22 protein-coding genes are annotated in these 20,308 nt (G+C 57.0%); 17 read left to right on the forward strand and 5 right to left on the reverse strand.

Features of this window, described 5'->3' with window-relative positions; genetic code table 11:
• The first annotated feature begins 12 nt into the window (after nt 1-12).
• A complete protein-coding gene (locus RMR24_RS01615; RefSeq protein WP_310613339.1) occupies nt 13-720 on the forward strand; it encodes a VOC family protein in 708 nt (235 codons plus the stop codon).
• Here the strand turns inward: RMR24_RS01615 and ycaO are convergent.
• From ycaO to RMR24_RS01635, 4 genes are all read right to left on the reverse strand, one after another.
• On the reverse strand, nt 717-2,447 hold the full coding sequence (gene ycaO, locus RMR24_RS01620) for a 30S ribosomal protein S12 methylthiotransferase accessory factor YcaO (RefSeq protein WP_310613340.1): 1,731 nt from the start codon (nt 2,445-2,447) through the stop codon (nt 717-719). The genes RMR24_RS01615 and ycaO overlap by 4 nt on opposite strands.
• Nucleotides 2,448-2,520: 73 nt before the next feature.
• Nucleotides 2,521-3,699 (reverse strand): YbfB/YjiJ family MFS transporter, encoded by a 1,179-nt coding sequence (locus RMR24_RS01625; protein ID WP_310613341.1) that lies wholly within the window; start codon nt 3,697-3,699, stop codon nt 2,521-2,523.
• A 6-nt stretch (nt 3,700-3,705) separates the two neighbouring features.
• Nucleotides 3,706-4,215, reverse strand: a complete 510-nt coding sequence (locus RMR24_RS01630; protein WP_310613342.1) for a hypothetical protein — start codon at nt 4,213-4,215, stop codon at nt 3,706-3,708.
• Entirely contained in the window at nt 4,212-5,189 is a 978-nt protein-coding gene (locus tag RMR24_RS01635) for a tRNA-dihydrouridine synthase (RefSeq protein ID WP_310613343.1), read from the reverse strand. The genes RMR24_RS01630 and RMR24_RS01635 overlap by 4 nt, the downstream gene beginning before the upstream one ends.
• 132 nt (nt 5,190-5,321) lie before the next feature.
• Here RMR24_RS01635 and RMR24_RS01640 point away from each other — a divergent pair, with 132 nt between their 5' ends.
• The 16 genes from RMR24_RS01640 to RMR24_RS01715 all read left to right on the forward strand — a co-directional run bounded on the left by RMR24_RS01640 (nt 5,322) and on the right by RMR24_RS01715 (nt 19,498).
• Nucleotides 5,322-5,837: a GNAT family N-acetyltransferase gene (locus RMR24_RS01640; RefSeq protein WP_310613397.1), complete on the forward strand. Its 516-nt coding sequence runs from the start codon at nt 5,322-5,324 to the stop codon at nt 5,835-5,837.
• A gap of 4 nt (nt 5,838-5,841) precedes the next feature.
• Nucleotides 5,842-6,129 carry a DnaJ domain-containing protein gene (locus RMR24_RS01645; protein ID WP_310613344.1) on the forward strand — a complete coding sequence of 96 codons (288 nt, stop codon included), beginning with the start codon at nt 5,842-5,844 and terminating at the stop codon, nt 6,127-6,129.
• Nucleotides 6,126-6,683, forward strand: coding sequence for a hypothetical protein (locus tag RMR24_RS01650; protein ID WP_310613345.1), 558 nt, complete (start codon nt 6,126-6,128; stop codon nt 6,681-6,683). The genes RMR24_RS01645 and RMR24_RS01650 overlap by 4 nt, the downstream gene beginning before the upstream one ends.
• Before the next feature lie 9 nt (nt 6,684-6,692).
• Nucleotides 6,693-7,460 carry a hypothetical protein gene (locus RMR24_RS01655; RefSeq protein ID WP_310613346.1) on the forward strand — a complete coding sequence of 256 codons (768 nt, stop codon included), beginning with the start codon at nt 6,693-6,695 and terminating at the stop codon, nt 7,458-7,460.
• A gap of 14 nt (nt 7,461-7,474) precedes the next feature.
• The gene (locus tag RMR24_RS01660; RefSeq protein ID WP_310613347.1) at nt 7,475-8,677 is read left to right on the forward strand and encodes a hypothetical protein; all 1,203 of its coding nucleotides are present in this window, start codon (nt 7,475-7,477) and stop codon (nt 8,675-8,677) included.
• Nucleotides 8,678-8,680: 3 nt separating this feature from the next.
• Entirely contained in the window at nt 8,681-9,403 is a 723-nt protein-coding gene (locus tag RMR24_RS01665; protein WP_310613348.1) for a tRNA-uridine aminocarboxypropyltransferase, read from the forward strand.
• 45 nt (nt 9,404-9,448) lie between these two features.
• Complete coding sequence (gene ylqF, locus RMR24_RS01670) at nt 9,449-10,387, forward strand: ribosome biogenesis GTPase YlqF (protein WP_310613349.1); 939 nt, start codon at nt 9,449-9,451, stop codon at nt 10,385-10,387.
• Between the two features lie 17 nt (nt 10,388-10,404).
• Entirely contained in the window at nt 10,405-10,998 is a 594-nt protein-coding gene (locus RMR24_RS01675) for a 3'-5' exonuclease (RefSeq protein WP_310613350.1), read from the forward strand.
• A gap of 105 nt (nt 10,999-11,103) precedes the next feature.
• The gene (locus RMR24_RS01680; RefSeq protein ID WP_310613351.1) at nt 11,104-11,976 is read left to right on the forward strand and encodes a fumarylacetoacetate hydrolase family protein; all 873 of its coding nucleotides are present in this window, start codon (nt 11,104-11,106) and stop codon (nt 11,974-11,976) included.
• A gap of 61 nt (nt 11,977-12,037) precedes the next feature.
• A complete protein-coding gene (locus tag RMR24_RS01685) occupies nt 12,038-13,024 on the forward strand; it encodes a tripartite tricarboxylate transporter substrate binding protein (protein WP_310613352.1) in 987 nt (328 codons plus the stop codon).
• Between the two features lie 22 nt (nt 13,025-13,046).
• A complete protein-coding gene (locus tag RMR24_RS01690) occupies nt 13,047-14,015 on the forward strand; it encodes a tripartite tricarboxylate transporter substrate binding protein (protein ID WP_310613353.1) in 969 nt (322 codons plus the stop codon).
• 3 nt (nt 14,016-14,018) lie between these two features.
• Nucleotides 14,019-14,495, forward strand: a complete 477-nt coding sequence (locus RMR24_RS01695) for a 2Fe-2S iron-sulfur cluster-binding protein (protein WP_310613354.1) — start codon at nt 14,019-14,021, stop codon at nt 14,493-14,495.
• The gene (locus tag RMR24_RS01700) at nt 14,495-16,678 is read left to right on the forward strand and encodes a molybdopterin cofactor-binding domain-containing protein (protein ID WP_310613355.1); all 2,184 of its coding nucleotides are present in this window, start codon (nt 14,495-14,497) and stop codon (nt 16,676-16,678) included. The genes RMR24_RS01695 and RMR24_RS01700 overlap by 1 nt, the downstream gene beginning before the upstream one ends.
• Nucleotides 16,679-16,700: 22 nt before the next feature.
• Complete coding sequence (locus tag RMR24_RS01705; protein ID WP_310613356.1) at nt 16,701-17,390, forward strand: substrate-binding domain-containing protein; 690 nt, start codon at nt 16,701-16,703, stop codon at nt 17,388-17,390.
• 174 nt (nt 17,391-17,564) lie between these two features.
• Entirely contained in the window at nt 17,565-18,488 is a 924-nt protein-coding gene (locus RMR24_RS01710; protein ID WP_310613398.1) for a 3-keto-5-aminohexanoate cleavage protein, read from the forward strand.
• Nucleotides 18,489-18,511: 23 nt separating this feature from the next.
• Nucleotides 18,512-19,498 carry a tripartite tricarboxylate transporter substrate binding protein gene (locus RMR24_RS01715; protein WP_310613357.1) on the forward strand — a complete coding sequence of 329 codons (987 nt, stop codon included), beginning with the start codon at nt 18,512-18,514 and terminating at the stop codon, nt 19,496-19,498.
• Between the two features lie 9 nt (nt 19,499-19,507).
• Here the strand turns inward: RMR24_RS01715 and RMR24_RS01720 are convergent, their stop codons facing one another.
• Nucleotides 19,508-20,203 carry a formylglycine-generating enzyme family protein gene (locus RMR24_RS01720; protein ID WP_310613358.1) on the reverse strand — a complete coding sequence of 232 codons (696 nt, stop codon included), beginning with the start codon at nt 20,201-20,203 and terminating at the stop codon, nt 19,508-19,510.
• Between the last annotated feature and the right edge of the window lie 105 nt (nt 20,204-20,308).

Below are 20,308 nucleotides of genomic sequence, written 5' to 3' on the forward strand. Positions count from 1 at the left end.
TGGTGCTGCTCCATGCACACACAAATAGACCACCTCGTCATCGTTGCCAAAAGCCTAGAACAAGGCGTGCAATGGTGTGAAGACACACTGGGCATCACGCCAGGCCCCGGCGGCGAACACACGCTGTACGGCACGCACAACCGCCTTTTTAAAATTGCGTCCCCCGCCAATCCCATGGCATATCTGGAAATCATCGCGATTGACCCCAGCGCCGTGCGCCCCAAACGCGCCTGCCCCACGCGCTGGTTCGACATGGACCAGCCTGAACTGCAAAAAGCTGTGGCCAAAGAACCTCGCTTGGTGCACTTTGTGGTGAACACCCCTGACCTCAAGGCTGCACGCATGGCCGTTCGCATGCAAGGCATTGACCGCGGCCCCGCCATCTCAGCCAGCCGCCGGACAAATCGCGGCACACTCAATTGGCAAATCTCGGTGCGCGCCGATGGCCAACGTCTGTTTGACGGATGCATGCCCACCCTCATCCAATGGGGCAAGCCAGAAGCAACCGACCCGCTCAAACTCCACCCTCGCAACACCCTCACACGATCGGGTGTGACGCTCCAAAGCCTAGAAGTCACGCACCCCAGTGCTGCCAAACTGCAAGCTGCCTATGACGCGATTGAGCTAAGTCGCGTCAGCGTGACCGAGGGCGCAGCCAACCTCAAAGCCACACTGCAAACGCCCAAAGGCGTGGTGGTGCTGGAGAGTTTGGGGATCTAAAACTTCAGGGTCTGCACCTTCTCGTAGGCAGCCCACAGCTTGTGTTGCATCTCGCAGCCCTCCATCATCAAACCTGGCGCTGAGATGCCCATGAAACGGTCGGTTTGCATGATGAGGGCGTGGGCTTGTTCAAACACACCCGCCCCAAACAGCTGGCGAATCGCGCCCACATAGGGCGCTGTGTCGCCACGGTCCGTGAGCAACACCAAGGTTTCGATACACGCATACACCGCGCGGCGTTGCTGTGAAATTTGGTCAAAGTGGCGAATCCATTCACAGCCCTCGACCGTGGCCGCTTCATCACCGCAGGCCAAGGCCAGCATGGTTTTGAGTTCGCCCACACGCAAGTCAGCCCAAAAACTGCCTGCGTCTGCGGCCATGCCAATCAAGCCCGCCACTGGGCGCTCATCAGCCAAGTTGGACTCGTTCAACGACGCCAACAAGTCTGAGCACTCTTCGTTGTCAAGGTCAGTCAAATTCAGGATAGCTTCGCGCATTTCGTTGGCGATGCTGTTGTTCTCGAAGTCGAGGTCGTCGACGGGGTAAATCTCGGACATGCCAGGCACCAAAATGCGACAGGCGTACACGCCCAAGTGCTCGAAGTCGGCAACGTAAATATCAAAGCCATCGTCGTGGATGCGCTTCACACAATACGCATAGTCTTCGGCCGTGGTGTTGGCAAAGTTCCAGTCCACAAACACGTGGTCTGGAATTTCGCCCAAGAACTCCCAGTGAATCACACCGCTCGAATCCACGAAATGAATTTCAATGTTGGGTGCGCTGGCTGCCTCGTCTAAATCAAACGTAGGCGCAGGGAAGCCCACCAAAGTGTCCAGCGCTCGGCCTTGCAGCAACTCGGTCAAGGCACGCTCTAGCGCCACCTCAAAACGTGGATGTGCACCAAAGCTGGCAAAGCAGCCTTGGTCTTCGGGGTGCAACAAGGTCACGTTCATCACGGGGTACTTGCCGCCGAGTGATGCGTCTTTCACCAAAATGCCAAAGCCTGCCGCACGCAAGGCCACAATGCCTGCTGCGATGCGAGGGTAGCGGTTAATCACGGCTTCAGGCACATCGGGCAAGCAAATGCCTTGGCTGATGATTTTGGCTTTCACATGGCGCTCGAAAATCTCCGACAAAGCTTGTGTGCGGGCCTCTAGCGCGGTGTTACCTGCAGACATGCCGTTGCTCACATACAAGTTGCCAATGATGTTGACAGGAATGTAGGCCGTCGAAGCGTCGCGTTGGCGCACATAGGGGATGGCGCAAATGCCGCGCTCCATATTGCCCGAGTTGAAGTCCACCAAGTTGGCGCAATCAATGTTGCCTTCTGGGTTGTAAAACTTGTGCAGTTCAGGATTGAGCAAGCCCTTGGGCCAAGAGCCGTCGTCGGTCAAATCAAACCAACGTTCTTGCGGGTAATGCACAAACGAGGCATCGGCTGTGAGGGGCCCGAGATAGAAATGCGTCCAAAAATAATTGGTGGCTAAGCGCTCAAAAAACTCCCCCAGTGCACTGGCCAAACAAGCCATGCGAGTCGCGCCTTTGCCATTGGCAAACAACGCAGGGCAATCGCGGTCGCGGATGTGGACCGACCAAATGCCTTCCACGGGATTGAGCCAACTTTTCTCTTGAATATGAAACCCCATCGCTTGCAACTTGGCTTGTAGGGTGTTGATGGTGGATTCGAGCGGCGCGTCTTTGCCGGGAATAAAACTGTGTGTAGGCACTGTCGGTATCGCTTATAAAAATTGCGGAATGTGCCAAGAAGCAGGCCCCTATTGTCGTGCCTGCGCTGCAATGTCAGCGATCGGGGTTTTCGCTGTCTTTGGGCAAGGTCGCTAGCAAAGCCATGCCAACAGCCATCACCCCAGCGGTCAGCCACAACGCACCTTTGAACGTGCCCGTGGTCTGCGCCATGTAGCCCGCTACCACGGGGGCCAACATTTGCGCCGCGCCGTAGCTGAGCGTGAGTTTGGCCATCGCCTTGCCCGGATTGCTAGGCGCTCTGCGTCCCACCAACGCCAAGGTCATGCTCACAATGCCGATGAACGTGGCGCCATAACCCACCGCGCCCGCCAACGCGGCCCAAAGCTCGCCCGACATCGCAGGCAACATGACAGAGAGCGTTTGCAAACCAAACGCCAACAGCAACGCCTGTTTATCGCCCACGCGCCGCGCCACCAAATCCCAAACAAACACAGCAGGCATCGCTGCCATGCCGACCATCGCCCAAGCCAGTGGACCTTGGCCCGCCAGCGCAGGTTCGCGTTCCACAATCGCCACGGTGAAGGTGGCGCTGATCACAAAGCCCCAGCCAGCCGCGAAGTAGCTGCTCAACATGGTCCAAGTCCAACGGCGCGATCCCAAAACAGCGACCACGGCGTCATGCGACACCACAACTTTCGGCGGCACGGGAGGGCGCCACTTCCAAGCGGGCACAAAAAACACCAAGCCCAAGACAGCAAACGCCAACCATTGATCAGACCATGTAGGCCAAAGCTGCGCCAAAGCCCAGGCTCCCAGAGCAGACACCACGATGCCCAGCCCCAAGCCAATGAAATACAAACCCAGCTCAGGCCTGCGCCCCTGACGTATCAACCAACCCAACACCAAACCCGAACCCAGCAACATGCCAGTGGCGCCGCACAAACCACCGATGTAGCGAATCAAAGCCCAAGCGGGCATCCATGTCGTGAGGGCCATCGCAGCCACCGTCAACAACGCCATCCACAAGCCAGCGCTGTAAAGCCAATGCCGCCAACGCACATCGTCAATCCATGTGGCTGCCAATGCGCCGCTCATGTAGCCCGCGTAATTGACAGCGGCCAAGCCACCTGCGGCGGCATCGGTCAATCCGGTTTGAATTTGCAAACTGGGCAGCAGTGGCGTGTAGGCAAAGCGCGCCAAGCCAATGGTCAACACCAAACCGCAAATGCCGCCTGTGATGACTTGCCAAGGATGAAGGTGTTTGTGCGACACCTTGCCTTAATCCCGTGCACCATTGGGCTTCTCAAAGCCCGCATCCACCCATGCCTGCGCGGTAGTGCGGTTGAGCTTGAAGCCCGCCTCCACATGCACCTCAGCCAGCGTGTCGCCACCCTCGTCTTGGGCGCACAGTGTGGCGTAGGGGTTGTCGTCGTCTGGCACGATGTCTAGCAGCACGGTGACGCGACCAGTTTTGCCATTGACCGTGACCGACTGGTGCAGCGTAGCGTGTAACTGCTGCTCGCTACGACGCACAAACTCTGAGGCGGTTTTCACCAAGGTGATAAACGCCGTGCCATCCAGCGGCTTGGGGTTCTTTTTGTCGCGGCCCATGGTCCACGGGCCAATCAAGGCAGCTTCAGATTCGCCGTCTTTGAACATGGCGACCGCCCAGCCGTCGTCATCGTCGTTTTTGATGACCTTGGCCGTCCAGGTTTCGTTTTGCCACAGGCGGGGCTCTTGCGCAAAGCCGTTTGCTTGGGAATTGTCTGGGCTGTTGTTGTCGGTCATACGTGTTCAGAGTTGGCTCGGGTGGCGTCAAACCAAGCGTTGATATCTTTGGGGCTGGTCAAGGTGCGCACATGTTGATAGGCAGCCTCGGCCTCGGGGTAGTACTTGCGCAAAAAATTGAGCCATTGTTTCAGACGCCCTGCTTGGTGACGCTCACTCACATGGCCCGACACAATTTGCCAAAACGTTTGGAGGTGCGGCGGCAAGTCTTGCCAGCGCAGCTCGGGTGCGGGGGCAGGCAAACCCTTTGCAGCGGCGTCGTGCGCTTGGATAGACCAGCCAAGTCCGGGGTTGGTGACGATGCCTCGGCCCAGCATCAAGTCAAAACAGCCCGACTCGGCACGGGCGTTGACTGCATCTTGCACATTCCAAATTTCGCCGTTCGCCACCAACGGCGTTTTGACCTTGGCTTTGATGTCGGCAATGCGGTGCCAATACGCGGGGGGCCGATAGGCATCAGCCTTGGTGCGGGCGTGCACCACAATTTCGCTGGCTCCGCCCGCCTCGAGTGCCAAGGCGCATTCTTCGGCGGTGCTGTCGTCGTTAAACCCCAAGCGCATCTTGGCAGACACCACTTGATGAGCGGGCACAGCGGCACGGACGGCTCGCACAATTTGGTACAGCACCTCAGGGTCTTGCAGCAACACCGAGCCGCCGCCGTGACGGTTGACTTGCTTGGCGGGGCAGCCAAAGTTCAGGTCCACCCCATCGCAGCCCATGCCCGCCACTCGCGCGGCGTTGTCGGCCAAACATTGCGGGTCAGACCCCAATAACTGTGGCCGCACCGGCACGCCCGCAAAGGTGCGCCCACCGTTCGTCAGCTCGGGCACGATGCGCAAAAACGTGCGCTCGGGCAGCAAGGTGTTGGTGACGCGGATGAACTCGGACACGCAGCGGTCCACCCCGCCAATGCGGGTCAGCACGTCGCGCAGCACAAAATCGAGCAAGCCCTCCATCGGGGCAAGAATGAGCATGGGGTGGGGAGTTTGAAAAAGAAGGCTGCAAGCAGCGAAGGCACTACTCTACCCAAGTCTCAGCAGGGGTCGGTTTTGCTGGGACAATAGTGGTCTTTACCGATTACGAAATTCTCTCCCTCCATGTCCGACCTGACACACGTTGAAGTCCGTCCCGCCACGATGCGCGACGCCGCCAAAATTGCCGAGCTCTACACAGCAACAGCCAAAGAAGCTTTCAAAACTATGCAAACCGGCGCCAAAGTGCTGCCGGTGCCCGAAGAGAAAAACACCGTTTACTGGCGCGAAGCCATTGAATACGCCGAACCTCAAGTGCAAGTGGCCGTCGACGGCAGCACCCTCATTGGCTTTGTGGGCTATGACCGCTCACGCGACGCAGGCACACCCAACACCTTAGGCGAAATTTGGGACATCTACGTGGATGCGGCTTACTGGGGCAAAGGCGTCGGCCTGGCTTTGTGGGACGCTGCCCGTGAAGGCCTGCAGGAAGAAGGCTGCACCCATGTGTCCATCTGGGTGCCGATTGCCAACGACCGCGCCATGCGTTTTCATGAGTTGGCTGGCTTCAAGCGCGAAATGTCCAGCGCCAAGACCGTGCCCATGGGCCCCGTCAAGGTGGAAGAGATTCGCCTCAAGCAAGCGCTTTAATTCCGTGTCTGAACACTACGCCTCCCTTGGACTCAAAAGCGATGCCACGCTGGCGGACATCAAACGCGCGTTCCGCCAAAAAGCCTCGCAGTTTCACCCTGACCGCAACGCTGCCGAAGACGCGCCCGCACGTTTTCGTGAAGTGCAAGAAGCCTATGACGTGCTGTCAGACGACGACAAACGCAAAGCCTACGACGACAACCGCCGCCGCAACCTGCTGGACGACCCCGCACAAACGGCACGCGACATTTGGCAAGGTTACTTTCAACAAGTTTTGAAAAAAGCACCATGAGCATTTCCCCATTCTTCCAAGAGCTGCGCTCGGCCTACCAAGCCGAGTTGGACGACCTCAACTCGGACTCCGAAGGCCACTACATCCTCGACAAGCGCTTGACCGAAAAGCGCAAAGAGCTGGGCTTTTTGTTGCAGATGATGGACCTCAACCCAGAGATGGTGGCCGTGGTGCTGCACCAAGCGTTTGAGTTTCACGAGCCCGAGTTGATGGCCCACTTCATCACGCGCGATGCAGATGATTTGCTGAGCTGGGATGCGTTGTCTGAAGGCGTGCGCATTGCGCCTTGGGCACAACCCATGGTCGAGCAAATCTTGGCAGAGCCCGTGGGCGCATGGTTCATGACGGTGGCCGCTGCGCTGGAGTACATGCACGGCACGCCAATGCGCGGCGGCGCACAGTCAAACGCGGCAGATGCCGACGAAGATTTGCAAAACGTCGAACGCGGCGACCAGGCCGGGCAGGACGATGACAGCGAAGAGCGCGAAGCCCGTGAACGCGAAGAAGCCGGCAACGCGTGGATGGTTGAGCAAGGCTTCGACAGCAAAGAATAAGGAACCGTCATGACCGACCAGCGCAACACAAATGCCAATGCCCTCACCCTCATTGCCAAAACGCAAAGCCTCATTGCCGCAGGCGACATCACGGGTGCAGAAGCTGCATTGGTTGAACTGGCCGATGCCGAGGGCGACCAAGCTCTGATGGTGGTGCTGGAGCAGCTGCCGCCCAAAGACATCTTGGCCGTGATTCGCGAGTACGACACCTCCAAAGAATCGGTCATCAACCTGTTGGTCACGCCCGAGCAATTTGCGCGCGCCGTGGTGATTGAAAAACAATACAAAGACCTGACTCGCACCCACCTGCGCGGCATGATGAACTCCATCATTTTTCGCGAAGACGCAGACACGGTTGAGTTCCTCACCGCCATTGGCGATTTAGAGGGCGGTGCAGAAGCGCTGGCCGATTACTTCAGCGAAAAGTGGAGCCGCATCGAAGCCTTCGCCCGCACCGGTACGTTTGACACCATGGAAGACGACGGCGACATGCTGTCTGAAAGCGCCCTGCTCGGCTCCGCCTATGTGAAGCCCCGCGTCGAAGAAGACGAAGTGGCCGACCAAGACTGGATGCAACTCGCTTGGATTTTGCGCCACAAAATTCCAGACCTCTTCATTGAGATGCTGCTGGTGCTGCGCGCCAAAGCGCGCGCCTACGATGCAGGGCTGTCTGAAGAAGACGAGGAAGAAGACGATGACCGCGTAGAAACCAGCGCCACCGACCGCGGCCAAGCCACGCCAGCCGCACGTGACTCTGACGAAGAATCTGCCATCTAAGCCAACCAACAAACATGACGCAATCTGTTGCCCTTTTTGATGACCGCCCTTTCTTTGAAAAGGTGTTGGCCTACGGCGTGCAACACGGCGTGTTGGACCCAGCGAAGCTAGAGGCTATTCAAACTGACGCACCTAAGGGCATGGTGCAAATTGCACGTTACTTTGGCAGTGAGTTTTTGCGTCCTGAGCTAGAAAAAGCCAAGGACCGCATCGTCAACATGGTCAGCCTCACGCTGCAAATTCAAAGCGGGGGCGATTTGCGCAAAGCCGCTGAGCATCTGCGCGAGCACTCATTCATGTCACGCTCTAAAGCGGCATCTGACATGCTCAAAGCCCTCATCGTCATGCCGCAAAACACGCACTTTGGCATGAACGAGCATGGCGGCTTCAGCGACAAACATATTCCGCAATTGGCCAAGTGGTCGCTGTGCAACTTAGCCGACTACCAAGCCGAGCTGGCCAAGCGCCAACAAGTGGCCCACGTCATCGACGCTGCCATTTGGTTCGCCGACCAACTCGGGCTGCACGCTGACGATTTAGAAGAAGCAGGCTGCGACGCCGAGGCTGTCATCCGCACCGCACTTTTAGCTGCAGCCACCAAACACAAAGACATGCCAGATTGGGTGGCGTTTCAAAAAATCATCGCAACCCTGCGCAAACCCAGCCCGACCAAAACCATCCATTTGGCCGTACCCAAAAACTTACCCGCTGAATTTAAGGCGGCGGTAGAGCAAGTGCGACTCAGCGTTGAAGCTGATCTGCCCAAAATTTTGGGCAGTGCCATCACATGCCAAAAACTGTTCAACCAAACACCTGCTTTTGTCGGCCGCTACTTTTGGGTGGAAGACGGTTTGTCCGAGGTCGACCACTTTGACCGCCAAACCTCTGCCGCGTGGACCAAAGCCACGGGCGGCCACAGCGACGACAGCTCGTTGCTCACGCTCTTCCTTTGCATTGCCGCAGGTAGCAACGGCAAAACACTTTTGTCTGAGAAAACAGCAACCAGCTTGATTCGCAAAATCCGCAAGTCTGGCATGCAGCCAGAGCTGGCTACCGCGTTCATCCAAGCCAACGCTCCCGTCGAGCACCAGGAAGGCTATATCGAGATGTGGACTTCATTCCTTGACGAAGCCTTAGACACACTAGAGAGCGACCACGACTACAAACTGCACGACGCGCTGTCACTCTTGCGCCGCGAATGCAACGTCGCTGAGTAAGCCGTGCCTCACGCCGTTGCTCGCCTACGCGCAGCCCGCCTCGCCCGCAGCGTCAAACCCTTTCTTGCGCGTGGCGGCCCCAAAGGTGAACGCTGCAGCGGCTGCCGCTTGGTTCCCACACATTGCATTTGTGCCCTGCGCCCCAAGGTGGCCACGCGCACAGGCATGTGTTTGCTCATGGCCGACATCGAGCCACTCAAACCCAGCAACACCGGTTGGCTGATTGCCGATGTGGTGGCCGACACATTTGCCTTTGGCTGGGCACGCACCGAAGTCGTGCCCGAGTTACTCACGCTCTTAAGCGACCCACAATGGCAACCTTATGTGGTGTTCCCTGCAGAGTTCGCTGACCCCGAACGTGTGGTGCATGAAGTGCAAAGCACGATGGACAAGCGCCCACTGTTCATCCTGTTAGACGGCACATGGGACGAAGCCCGCAAAATGTTTCGCAAAAGCCCTTACCTGCAAAACTTCCCCGTGCTCAGCCTGCACCCCGAACAACTGTCCCGCTACACGCTGCGCCGCGCCCAAAGCGAAGCACACTTTTGCACCGCAGAAGTGGGTTCCATGTGCCTAGAGCTAGCGAATGACACGCTGGCCGCACAAGCCCTGAATGCCTACTTTGATGTGTTCACGGCGCACTACCTCAAAGCCAAGCATCAGCAAGCTGTCGATTTGACGGATGACGTGCATGTGCGGTTGCATGTACTGACCCACCATTCGTGACCGACAATCACACCCTTTCATCCTCAGGTCAGTAGCGGCTCTTTTATGGCGATTCAATGGTTCCCCGGACACATGCACCTCACGCGCAAGGCGATTGGGGAGCGCATCAAAGAGATTGACGTCGTCATCGAAATGCTCGATGCCCGCTTGCCCGGCTCCAGCGCCAACCCCATGTTGGCCGAGCTCATCAAAACCAAGCCCGCACTCAAGGTGCTTAGCAAACAAGACTTGGCTGATCCCGCCCGCACAGCCATGTGGTTGGCCCACTACAACGCCATGCCCGGCGTACGCGCCATTGGCCTAGATACCAGCATGACTTCGCCCGCCAAAGCGCTGATTGACGCCTGCCAACAACTCGCGCCCAACCGTGGCGGCATGGTCAAGCCCATGCGCGTGCTCATTTGCGGCATTCCCAACGTGGGCAAATCCACCCTCATCAACACCCTCAAAGGCAAACGCGCCGCCAAAACGGGTGACGAAGCTGGCGTGACCAAGATAGAGCAACGCATTGCCTTGGCCGATGACTTTTATTTGTACGACACCCCCGGTGTGCTGTGGCCGCGCATCATCGTCGAGCAAAGCGGCTTCAACTTAGCTGCCAGCGGTGCGATTGGCGTGAACGCGTTTGACGAAGAAACTGTGGCGCTGGAGCTGCTCAACTACCTCATTCCCCATTACCCCGAGGTGCTGCACCAGCGCTACAACATCGACGACGTGGCCAGCCACACCGATGAAGAGATGTTGGACGCCATTGGCCACAAGCGCGGCGCGGTGCAAAGCGGTGGACGCATCAACACCACCAAAACCGCGCACATCGTCATCCACGATTTCCGCACTTCTGCGCTGGGGCGCGTGACGCTAGAAACACCCGAGCAATTTGCCGCTTGGCTGGCCGAAGGAAAAATTGCCGACGCCGAACGTGCCGTGCGCAAAGAGGCGATTGAGAAAAACAAGAAAACGGCGCACAAATCTAAGAAGCGTTGACCTCCCTTCAGCCACACATGACACAGCGCCTAGATACCCCCGACAAAGAAGCCATCGCACTGCTCCCTGCATTTGAGCGCGTAGGGCTAGACCGCATCACCTTGGTCAATACGGCCAAGCAAGCTCAGCTCGCACACGATGCCTTGATCGCCTCACGCGCGTGGGGCTTTGACACCGAATCTAAACCCACGTTCCGTGTGGGCGAAGCGTCTGATGGACCCCATGTTTTGCAGCTCTCCACTGGCGAGCGCGCGTGGGTGTTCCAGCTGCAAGACCCGGATTGCAAAGCCGTGGCCGCCGACTTGTTGGCCCGCCCTGGCATCGTCAAAGCGGGCTTTGGATTGGGCGACGACCGCAAACGCATCATCCAAAAATTTGGCGTGGAACCTGCGGGGATCTTGGAGCTGAACAGCATTTTTAGGGCTCAGGGCTATCGCAAAGAAATGGGCGTCAAAGGCGCAGTGGCGGTGCTGTTTAAGCAGCGTTTTCAAAAGTCTAAAAAAGCAGCCACTAGCAACTGGGCTAATCTACATTTGAGCGAATCGCAGCTCATTTATGCCGCCAACGATGCGTATGCGGCGTATCGGGTTTGGGAAGCTTTAGAGCTTTAAGCTACGACAGCCGTTGTCTCTTGCGTGTCTTGCTTGAAGAAAGACACTCCCTATGATGATTTAATTGGTCCAAGACAAACCAATGATTCATTTCAGGAGAATATTTTGCGCATCGCTACTTTCAAGCTCAACGGCCAACGTCATGTGGGTCAAGTTTCTGCAGACGGCCACCACATCACGGCCTTCGCACTCACCGAAGAACAAGCCCATCATGGTGCTCAGCCCATCATTGATGCGCTCGTCGCAGGCCATGCACTACCAGCGTTAGTGGGTACACCTCACGACATCACACATGTTCACCTCGAAGCACCCTTGCCTGTGCCACGCCGCAACGTCTGGTGCGTCGGCCGCAACTACCACGCGCACGCCAAAGAGCTGCAAGCCTCGGTCTTCAAAGACAGCAACACCGACACCAAAGCTTGGCCCATCGTGTTCACCAAAGTGCCCGAGTGCGTGGTCGGCCCAACTGCCGATGTGCACCTGCCAGGCGCTGCCATCTCTGACCAAATCGACTACGAAGCCGAACTGGCGGTGATCATTGGCAAGGGCGGCAAAAACATCAGCCAAGCCGATGCCATGAGCCATGTCTTTGGCTACACCGTGGTCAACGACGTGACCGCACGCGACGTGCAAATGCGCCACCAACAATGGGACATGGGCAAGTCGTTTGACACCTTCTGCCCCATGGGTCCATGGATCGTCACAGCGGACGAAATGGATGGCCGCAACACCCGCGTGCGTTGCTGGGTCAACGGCGAGTTGCGCCAAGACGGCCCGACAGAGAACATGATTTTCGACATCCCCACACTGATCGAAACCATCTCACGCGGCATCACGCTGTACCCCGGCGACATCATCGCCACGGGCACACCGGCTGGCGTAGGCATGGGCTTGACCCCACCGCGCTACATCGCCAAAGGCGATGTGATCAAGGTCGAAATCGACGGCCTGGGCAGCATCGAAAACCGCTTCGTTTGAAACTACAAAAGCAGGCAGGCATTTCCCTGACCTGCTGGTCAAATCCTTGAAGGAGACAAACATGAAACGACGTCAATGGATACGTGGTGCGCTGAGTATGGTCATCGCCATCCCTGCTGCCTTCAGCGGCCTCACGGCAATGGCACAGACCTACCCCATGAAGCCCGTCACCATGGTGGTGCCCTTCCCACCCGGCGGCGTCGCTGATACGGTTGGTCGTCCAGTGGCAGAGGCCATGTCGCGCTATTTGAAGCAACCCATCGTGGTGGAAAACAAAGGCGGCGCAGGCGGTGGCATTGGCATGGCGCAAGTCGCCAAGTCAAAAGGCGATGGCTACACCGTGCTCATGTCTCTGTCTTCTTTGGTGGTGCTGCCTGAAGCCGACAAAATTTTGCAACGCGCACCCATGTTTCAGGTGAACCAGCTCAAGCCCATCGCACGGTTTACCGCCGACCCTACCGTGCTAGTGGTGCGCAGCGACAGCCCATGGAAAACCTATGCTGAGTTCATCGCTTACGCCAAGGCTAACCCCGGCAAAATTTCGTTTGGCTCTTCCGGCAACTACGGCACCATGCATGTGCCGATGGAGCAACTCAAAGTTGCGACCTCCACCTTCATGCTGCATGTTCCCTACACAGGCGCAGCACCTGCGGTGATGTCGTTGCTCAGCGGCCAAATTGATGCGGTCTCCACCGGACCTGCCAGTGTCAAACAACAAATTTCATCAGGACGCTTGCGTGCCTTGGCGCATTGGGGTGATGGCCGCTTGGCCAGCATGCCCGATGTGCCTAGCTTCAAAGAGTTGGGCGTGCCGATTCATTACTCTCAATGGTCTGGCATGTTTGTGCCCGCCGACACACCTGCCGCCGTGGTGGACAGCTTGCGCCAAGCTGCCAAGTTTGCTGCACAAGATGCACGTGCTATGGGCGCGTTAACGGCCTCAGGTACCGCCTTCATGTACCAAGATGCCCCTGACTTTGAGCGCTTCGTGCAAGCGGATGCCAAAGACATGAGTGCCCTCGTGGCACGCATTGGCAAAGTTGACTGACCCTTCCACAACGGAGACGAAAATGATTCACTTTCCCCGCACTCTCAAACTCATCGCTGTCGCTTTGGCCCTCGGTTCTGGCCTTGCGCATGCACAAAGCTACCCCAACCGCCCCGTGAAAATCGTGGTGCCATTTGCTGCCGGCGGCCCTGCCGATAACTATGCGCGCTTCATGGCGCAGCGCTTGACCGATGAACTCAAGCAACCTTTTGTGATTGACAACAAGCCAGGCGCAGGCTCCATCATCGGTACTGATTTCGCGGCCAAATCCCCCGCAGACGGCTATACCTTGTTGATGATGTCCAACACCCAAACGGTGAATGAATCACTCATTCCCAAAAAGCCGTTTGCTTTGATGAAAGATTTCGTGGGCATCGCGCCTGTGAACTATTCCAACCTGCTGTTGGTGGTGCACCCGTCTGTCCCAGTGAAGAACGTGGCTGAGTTGGTGGCCTTGGCCAAATCCAAACCAGGCAAGATTAACTTCGCCTCGTCAGGCAACGGCACGCCTTACCACATGGCCGGTGAGTTGTTTAAATACATGGCGGGCGTGGACATGACACATGTGCCCTACAAAGGCAGCTCGGGCGCGCGCACCGACATCGTAGGTGGCCAAGTGGATGTGATGTTTGATGCCGAAACCACCATGGCTGAATTTGCTCGCAATGGCCAAGTCCGCATGCTTGGTGCCACAGGCTTGACTCGCTCAACCAACTTACCCGACGTGCCCACCGTGGCCGAAACCGTGCCCAAATACGAAGCCACCATTTGGCTGGGCTTCATGGCGCCCAAAGGCACACCGGCTGATATTGTGACCAAACTCAACGCCGCAATGCGCAAGATTGTGAACAACCCTGAAGTCAAAAGCACATGGGCCAAACAAGGTGCGGTTCCCTTGTCGATGAGCGTGGCAGAGTTTGAACAATATTTAAACGCCGACATTGCCAAGTGGGCCAATATCGTGAAGGTGTCTGGCGCGAAAGCAGACTAAACCATGAGCAACTCGGAGGTGGCGTTTCACGTCAACGGGCGCGAGGTGTCGGTGCAAGACCAGACAGGACAAACCTTGCTCGATGTGTTGCGTAACACCCTGAATCTCAAAGCCACGCGCATGGGTTGCGGTCAAGGGGAGTGTGGCGCCTGTCGCGTCATGCTTGATGGCCATGCCGTGGCGGCGTGTGAAACCCCGTTGTGGTCGGTGCAAGGCAAACAAATCACCACGGTGGAAGGCCTAGGAACACGTGAAGCTCCGCATGCCTTGCAATCCGCGTTCATTGAAGAACAAGCCATGCAATGCGGTTTTTGCACCAGCGGCATTTTGATGTCCGCGGCCGCCCTGCTCAAACGTCAGGCACACCCCACACGGCAAGAGATTGTGCAAGCGCTCGATGGCCACTTGTGCCGCTGCGGTGCGCACAACCGCGTGATTCGTGCCATCGAAAAAGTAGCCACTCAGTCTGCGGCGTTGTGATGTCGGAATCGCTCAAAGCACACCCTTTTTTGCATCAATGGCTGGGCTTGAGCGCATCGGGCCAGGTGCAAGCGTTCTCAGGCAAAGTCGATTTGGGGCAAGGCATTTCACACGCACTGCGGCTCATCGTGGCGCAAGAGTTGCGTCTCTCGCCAGCACATATCGACATGGTGCCAGCCAGCACCCACACGAGCCCAGATGAAGCGGTGACGTCTGGCAGCTTGTCGGTCCAGCACTCAGGCGCCGCCTTGCGATGCGCCGCTGCGCATTGGCGAGAAATGTGCCGTTTGACAATGTCACAACGTTGCGGTGTGGACGTGGCTGCTGTTGCATGCACAAATGGCGAGTTCTCTGTGCATGTGACAAATCAAACCGCCAGCTATGCCGAACTCACGTCTGCTGAGATGTGGCAGAGCACCATCGACACCACACAGGTGCAGTCACCTCATGCGAGGCAAGACTTCGAGGCATCGCAGACACAAGCTTCAATGTTTCGGCCCGATGTCGCAAGCAAAGTGTTTGGTGAGTTTGAATACATCCACGACCGTGTGTTGCCAGGAATGTGCCACGGCATGGTGTTCAGGCCTGGCACGCTCGCCGCTGAAGTCATTGCGCACGACATGCAAGCCTTGGTCAGTTATTTGCAATCACAACCTAGTGTGCTGGCGGCGCATCACGAAGGATTGCTGCTCGGTGTTCTGACCGACACGGAATATGCTCTGTCCAGAATCGTGCGACACATCGAAGACGGTGTGGCACAAGGCAAATATTGGCGCTGCAATGCGCAAGTGCCCGACGCCAATGATTTGCCAACTTGGCTCAAAGCACAAACGCTAGACACCACGGTGGTGTTCGACAACACAACCAGCGCGCAGACAACAAGCGCACAGCATGTGCGTGTCGAATTTCATCGTCCCTATTTGCAGCATGCCTCCATTGGCCTGTGCTGTGCTTTGGCGCAATGGACAGATGACGAAAAAAAATTAGAAGTGTGGAGCCACAGCCAAGGCATTTACAACTTGCGTCGCGATGTGGCTTTGGCGTTTGACATGCCAACTGAGCAGGTGCAGGTCTCCCACGTGGAGGGCGCGGGCTGCTATGGCCACAACGGTGCAGACGATGTGGCTTTCGATGCCGCGTGGCTGGCCAAACTATTGCCAGGTCGCCCCGTGCGTGTGCAGTGGACACGACAAGCAGAGTTGGGCCATGCGCCCTTGGCGCCCGCCATGGCGGTGGAAATTCAAGCTGGATTGAGTGCTGAAGGTCATATTGAAGAATGGACCCAAACCGTTTGGAGCCAAGGCCACGGCACGCGTCCTGGTCGTGGCAAAACTCCAGCCTTACTTGGCACATGGCAATGCGCTGATCCACAACCCGTGACGATGGCAGTCAATGCAGCCATGGCCGTTGGCGGAGGCTCTGAGCGCAATGCGCAACCACCTTATGACATCGGCTCGGTCAAGGTGCTGAACCACCGCGTGCTCAACATGCCCTTTCGCGTCTCAGCCATGCGCGCCTTGGGTGCACCTGCGAATGTATTTGCAGCTGAATCATTCATGGACGAATTGGCTTTGCGATGCTCGCAAGACCCACTTGCCTTTCGTTTGGCACACCTGCGCAGTGCAGGACAAGCGCGTGCAGTGGCTGTGCTGCAAACAGCGGCCAAGATGTCGGGCTGGACAACTCATTCGGCTGATAGACCAGAAGGCTGGGGACGCGGCTTGGCCTATGCGCGCTACAAAAACACGGGGGCGTATTGCGCAGTCGTCGTTGAATTGGTGGTGGCAGAAAAAGTAAAACTGCACAAGCTTTGGATTGCCACAGATCTGGGGTGTGTGGTGGATGCCAATGGGGCAGTCAACCAAATCGAAGGCGGTGCACTTCAGGCAGCCAGTTGGGCCTTGAACGAGGCCACACAACTCAGCGCCCAAGGCATCACCTCTAACAGCTGGGCAAGCTACCCCATTTTGAAATTCAGCGACATGCCGGCTGTTGAAGTCTCACTGATGTCGCATCCCCACGAGCCCTCACTAGGAGCTGGCGAGTGCAGTTCAGGCCCCACCTGCGCGGCCATTGCCAACGCCATTTTTGATGCCATCGGTGTGCGCATGCGCGCCATGCCATTCACGCCCGACAACTTATTAAAAGCTATCGAGGCCGACCAGGAACCGGCCCATTCTTAAACCTCACCAGAAAGAGAACAACATGCAAGTATTGAGTGGCGGCGCAGCCGCAGCCGTGGTCAAAGCGGTGCAAGCAGAATTTGAAAAATCCACAGGCGCATCCATTCACGGTACGTTCAGCGCCGTGGGCATGATGCGCGACAAACTGATCGCCGGTGAACCCTGTGATGTGATCATCCTCACGAAACCGCTGATTGAGCAACTGATTGCATCAGGTCATGTCGTAGCGGGTTCAGCACGCTCATTGGGACGCGTCAAAACGGGTGTAGCAGTTCGATCAGGCGATGCACACCCTCCCGTCAAAACACGGGCCGAACTCCACGCAGCCATGAGCGCAGCACAAGGCATTTATTTCCCAGATCCCGAAAAGGCCACAGCTGGCATTCATGTGATGAACGTCCTCAAAGCACTGGGGCTAGACCAATCCCTGAGTCATAAATTTCGGGTCTATCCCAACGGTGCAACGGCCATGAGTGAAATGGCCAAAAGCACAGATGCCAACCTGATTGGGTCGACACAAGTGACCGAAATCAACTACACCGAGGGAGTGGACTTGGTCGATGTCCTTCCCCTAGAGTTTGAACTCAACACCGATTACACCCTAGGCATTTGCACCCAATCGAAACACCCGGAGCAAGCGCAATTGCTGGCGAATCTGCTGACTGGCTCGGCCTCAGAGGGTGTGCGCAAACAAGGCGGATTTGAGTTTTAACTCCAGAGCGATTGCATATAGCGATTGGCATGGCAGCTCGCGCTGTGAGTCAGTGATGTGCCCCTGTTGCTGAGGTGACAGTTTTAGGGCGTTTCAAGGAGTTCACAAGGGTTTACGCGCGTGTGATGCGTAGTTTGAATTCGTAGCATGCAAGCTGTTCATTTTGGAACCCTCATGCAAAAAGTCATCATCACTTGCGCCGTCACAGGCGCAATTCACACCCCCTCCATGTCACCCAACCTGCCAGTGACACCCGAAGAAATCATCGAGGCGTCATTGGGAGCTGCCGAAGCTGGGGCTGCCATCATTCACCTGCACGCGCGTGACCCGATCACAGGTAAGCCAGACCAAAGCCCAGAAGCATTTGCCAAGTTTTTACCGCAAATCAAAGCGGGCACCAACGCCGTCATCAACCTCACGAGCGGCGGCTCACCATTCATGAAGATCGACGAGCGCATTCAGCCTTCGATGCGTTTTTCACCTGAAGTGGCATCGCTCAACATGGGCTCGTTCAACTTCGCACTTTTCCCGATGCTGGAGCGTTTCACCGATTTGAAGCACGACTGGGAGCGTGAACACTTAGAAAACAGCCGTGACCTGATTTTCCGCAACACCTTCAAAGACATCGAGTTCGCATTGAAGGCCTGCAACGCCAACCAAACCCGCTTTGAGTTTGAGTGCTATGACATCGGCCACCTCTACAACTTGGCGCACTTCGTCGACAAGGGTTTGATCAAAGCGCCCTTCTTTGTGCAATCGGTGTTCGGTATTTTGGGTGGCATTGGTACGCACCCCGAAGACGTGATGCACATGAAACGCACAGCTGACCGATTATTTGGCAAAGATTACCAATGGTCGGTTCTGGGCGCTGGACGCCACCAAATGCGTATTGCTGCCATGGGCGCTAGCTTAGGTGGCAACGTGCGCGTCGGCCTAGAAGACAGCTTGTGGATTGGCAAAGGCAAACTCGCTGAGAGCAATGCGCAACAAGTGCGCCAAGCACGCGCCATCATCGAAGGGCTGGGGCTTGAAGTGGCCACACCCGATGAAGCACGCGCCATGCTGCAGCTCAAGGGCGCAGAAAACACAAAAATTTAACAACACTAACGGAGACAAATTTCATGCAACGCAGACACCTATTAACAGCCGCATCCGCAGCTCTCGCATCCATCGCCATGCCGTCTGCTGGGGCACAAAACGCTGGCTATCCAAGCAGACCGATCAAAATGGTCGTGCCATTTGCTGCTGGCATTTCTCCCGACGTGATTGCACGCCTGGTGGGCGACAAACTCAGCCAAGCACTGGGACAACCGGTGGTCATCGACAACCGCCCAGGTGCGGGCGGCATGATCGGTGCAGAAGCAGCAAGCACCAGCGCGGCAGACGGTTACACCTTGTTTTTCAGCGTCAAGGCCGTGCACGCCATTGCGCCCAATGTGTATCAAAAACCTCAGTTCAACCCTGTGCGCGATTTCAAAGCGGTGAGCCAGTTGCTGTTGGTGCCGCATGTGTTGACCGCATCGCCCAATGCGCCCTACAACAGCATGAAAGAGCTTGTCGAGTACGCCAAGCGCAACCCCGGCAAGATCGATTACGCCTCCTTGGGCGTTGGGTCTCAACCGCACGTGGCCATGGAAGCATGGGCACAACGCCTAGGTATCAAGCTCAACCACGTCCCCTACAAAACCAACCCATCGCCTGATGTGATGAGTGGCGTGGTGAGCCTGTCGATTGAAGCCTCCACCACGGCCATCCCGTTAATCAAGGGCGGTAAGGTCAAAGGCTTGGCCATTTCGGGCGCGGAGCGCATTGCCAGCTTGCCAGATGTGCCCACCATGACCGAATTCGGCTCAACGCTGGATGTGAACGGTCAAATTGGCAGCTCTTGGCATGGCATTTTTGCCCCCAAAGGCACACCCGATGACATCGTCGCGAAGCTCAACACCGAGATTGTCAAGATTGTGAAAATGCCCGAAATCCAATCACGCATGCGCGATTTAGGCCTCACGCCCACCGGCACGTCTGCCGAAGCGCTGACCACGGTAGCGGCTTCGGACTACGCGTTCTGGGGCAAGATCGTGAAAGACTTTGACATCAAGGTTGAGTGACGACCCAATCTAACGGTCATACACACACCGAAAGCCGATGTACACCGCATAAAAATCTGCAGGCTTGAATGCCTGCACATCGGCTTTCATGTTGAATGCACCGTACCACCACGAGCCGCCGACGGTGCGTCGCTCACGGACCTTGCTGTCTTGGCTGTCGGTGGTCCACTCCCACACATTCGCGCCCATGTCGTACAAGCCATTCACACCTTGTTTGGTTGCGCCCGCGGGTGCTGCGCGCGGCCATGGATCGGCGTCACTCGTATTGGCACCTTGAGGGCTGTCGCCTGTTGACCACGCGTAGGTTATTCCTTTGACCCACGGCGCAGGCGGTGCATCGCGCAGCTCGGTAAAGCCTGCCAGCTGCCACTCGGCCCCTGTAGGCAAACGCCCACCCGCCCAACGGCAATAGGCTTGGGCTTCTGAGAAATCTAAATGAACGGCAGGCATGTCGGCATGGGTGGCCTGCCCGTCAGGCTTGCGCCAGACCCAACCGGGGCGACGCTCCCACCCTGCGCCGTATTCAAAACCACCGCCCTCTTTCTCAGCCCGTGTGACTGTGCCTGTGGCTCGCACATAGCGATCAAACTGCCCGATGGTGACTTCGGTTCGGTCAATCGCAAAGTTGGGCAACACCACTTTGTCACCCACTTGGGCGTGTGCGATGCTGATGAAAAGCCAAAGGCCTAGCCATGTGTATTTCATGATGGGGCATCTTATCGAGCCACGCGCACGCACACGGGCCAACACGGCAAAGCCCTAAAATTGGTGCAGTCTTCAGCTCGGTATTCGAGCCTACCCTCTACCCAA

Source organism: Limnohabitans sp. (genome assembly GCF_031539105.1).
In the GTDB taxonomy this organism is placed as follows: Bacteria; Pseudomonadota; Gammaproteobacteria; order Burkholderiales; family Burkholderiaceae_C; genus Limnohabitans.